The sequence below is a fragment of the Archangium violaceum genome (assembly GCF_016887565.1).
Lineage (GTDB): Bacteria > Myxococcota > Myxococcia > Myxococcales > Myxococcaceae > Archangium > Archangium violaceum_B.
Map to the genome: position 1 here is coordinate 9431931 of NZ_CP069396.1, position 2502 is coordinate 9434432.

The 2502-nt window shown below is 69.8% G+C and carries 2 protein-coding genes; both read right to left on the reverse strand.

Annotated elements, in window-relative coordinates:
• Nucleotides 1–49: 49 nt before the first annotated feature.
• Nucleotides 50–1243 carry a PLP-dependent aminotransferase family protein gene (locus tag JRI60_RS37600; RefSeq protein WP_204220824.1) on the reverse strand — a complete coding sequence of 398 codons (1194 nt, stop codon included), beginning with the start codon at nucleotides 1241–1243 and terminating at the stop codon, nucleotides 50–52.
• Nucleotides 1240–2313: a 4-hydroxyphenylpyruvate dioxygenase gene (gene hppD, locus JRI60_RS37605; protein WP_204220827.1), complete on the reverse strand. Its 1074-nt coding sequence runs from the start codon at nucleotides 2311–2313 to the stop codon at nucleotides 1240–1242. Before hppD ends, JRI60_RS37600 begins: the two co-directional genes overlap by 4 nt.
• Nucleotides 2314–2502 lie beyond the last annotated feature (189 nt).

Here is a 2502-nt window from a genome sequence, read left to right on the forward strand (position 1 = left end):
CCTCCGCGCGCCCGAGGAAAGGACGCGCGGGGCCGGAGTCCTCGGAGGCTCAGCCCTTGCGCAGGACGCGCGCGAGCCGGGCCACCGCGTCCCGCAGGACGTCGGGCTCGCAGTGGGAGAAGTTGAGCCGCAAGCAGTGCGCGGCCGACGGCCCGCCGGGCACCGCGAAGGCCTGGCCGGGCAGGAAGGCCACCTGCTCCTGCTCCACCGCCCGCATCAGCAGCGCCGTGGTGTCCACGTTCCCCGGCAGCTCCACCCAGACGAACATGCCACTGGAGGGCCGCGTCCACTTCGCCCCCGAGGGGAAGTGCGTCTCGAGCGCACCCAGCAGCGCGTCCCGCCGCCGCCGGTACTCATCCCGCAGCCGCGCCAGGTGCGCATCCAGACGGCCCGACTCCAGGAAGGCCAGCACCACGCGCTGGGCGAAGGACGTGGTGTCGATATCGCTCGCCTCCTTCACCGTGGCCAGCCGGTGGATGAGCTCCTCCGGCACCACCAACCACCCCACCCGCAGCGACGGGGCCAATATCTTGGAGAAGGAGCCCAGGTAGAACACCCACTGGCTCTCCAGCGCCCGCAGCGGCGGCAGCGGATCCGGCTCGTACTGGAGCAGGCCGTAGGCGTCGTCCTCGATGATGGGCAGGCGGTAGTCGCGCGCCACCTTCACCAGCCGCTCCCGCTTCTCCGCGGACATGCGCACGCCGAGCGGGTTGTGCCCATCGCTCATGACGTAGAGCAGCGAGGGCCGCTCGCCCCGGCGCAACACCGCCTCCACCGCATCCACGTCGATGCCGGTGGACAGGTCCGTCCCCACCGTCAACCGCCTCGGCTGGAAGGGCTCCAACACCTGCTGGAAGCCGGAGTAGACGCGCTCCTCCAACAGCACGGTGCTGCCGGGCTCCAGGAACAGCCGGGCCAGCAGACTCATGGCCTGTTGGGAGCCGGCGGTGAGGAACACCTGCTCTGGCGAGCACCTCACGCCGCGCAGGGCCATCAGCTCCACCACCTTCTGGCGCAGGGGCTGGAGCGCGGCGCCATACTGCAACGCGGCCAGCGGCTGCTCCGCGAGCACCCGCGCCGCCGCCTCGGCCAGACCCTGCGCGGGGAACAGCTCCTCCGCCGGCAATCCCAGCGCCAGCGACAGCACGCCGGGCCGCAGGATGCGCTGCAACGCGTCCTGGATGGCGGAGGGCTGTAGCTCCTTGGCCCACCCCGCGAGTGGAAGCTCGGTACCACCGCTCATGCCACCCTCCGGGCGTGCTCGCGCTCCACCGCCTCGAAGAGCGCGCGGATGTTGGCGCCTCCGAAGCCGCGTGCGTCCTTGCGCTCCACCATCTCGAAGAAGAGCGTCCCCCGCGAGTGCCGCGAGCGGGTGAACGCCTGCATCAGCAGGCCCCACTCGTCGCGATCCACCAGGACGCCCAGCTCGCGCAGCACGCCCACGTCCAGCCCCAGCTGGCCCAGCCGCGACTCCAGCACCTCGTAATAGGTGGAGGGAATCTCCAGGAAATCGAGGCCGCGCTGGCTCAGGGCCCGCACGCTCGAGGCGATGTCCGGGGTGAGCATCGCCACGTGCTGCACCCCCGGCCCCCCGTGAGCGGCCAGGAACTCGGCGATCTGCCCAGGACTCTCGCCCGTGGCCGGCTCCTGCATCGGCAGACACACCCGGCCCGAGGCACTCTGCACCACCTTGGAATTCATCCCGCTCTTGCGTGTCCGCACGTTCTCCTCGTGCGTCACACGGTAGCCGAAAACCTCCTGGTAGAAGCGCACCGTCTCATCCAGCGTGCCCGGCGCCAGGCAGATGGCGAGGTGATCCAGGCTCGAGACCAGCTCGCGCGTGGGGGCCGCTCCGGACTCCAGGGCCCGGAAGCCCCGCGGCACGAAGAAGTCCCGGGGTCCGTCACGCTGGATGAGCGAGTGGACCACGTCCCCCATGCCCGCCACCGCGGCGCGCACGAGCCGGCGGCCGTGCCCGTCCTCCACCACCCCGGGCTCCTCCACGGGCCGGGCGCCACGCCGCACGGCCAGCTCGAAGTCCGCCACCACGTCACGCGAACGCAGGGCGATGTCGCGCACCCCATCCCCATGCCGTTGGACGTACCCGGCCACCGGCCCCTGCGGGTCCAGGCCCTGTGTCAACAGCATCCGCAGGCTCCCTTGCTGCAAGAGCTGGCTGCTGCGCCCCTCCAGCCCCGTCTCGGGCCCCCCCTCGGCAACCGCCCGGAACCCCAGGCATGATGTGAAGAAACGAGCAGCCTGTCCCACGTCCTCGACGTAGAGCTCGATATGGTCTATTTCTTCAAAAGTCATAAAATGGATAATACCACGAATCTGTCATTATCCGGCATATGAGTAATCCGGGGGGATTACGGTTTTCCAGCTCGTACTCCGCCGCACAATTCCTCACCTGTTCCGTGGGATGCGCTCACCGCGCTGTCCCACTCCATTGCCGTGGGCAGCTCAGGGCGGCCCGCGAGATGACCAAGGGCTTCACGCTCC

What these genes read in the sequence shown, in the direction of transcription:
- JRI60_RS37600 (WP_204220824.1), bottom strand. Translation starts at nt 1,243, where the DNA reads ATGAGCGGTGGTACCGAGCTTCCACTCGCGGGGTGGGCCAAGGAGCTA.
- hppD (WP_204220827.1), bottom strand. Translation starts at nt 2,313, where the DNA reads ATGACTTTTGAAGAAATAGACCATATCGAGCTCTACGTCGAGGACGTG.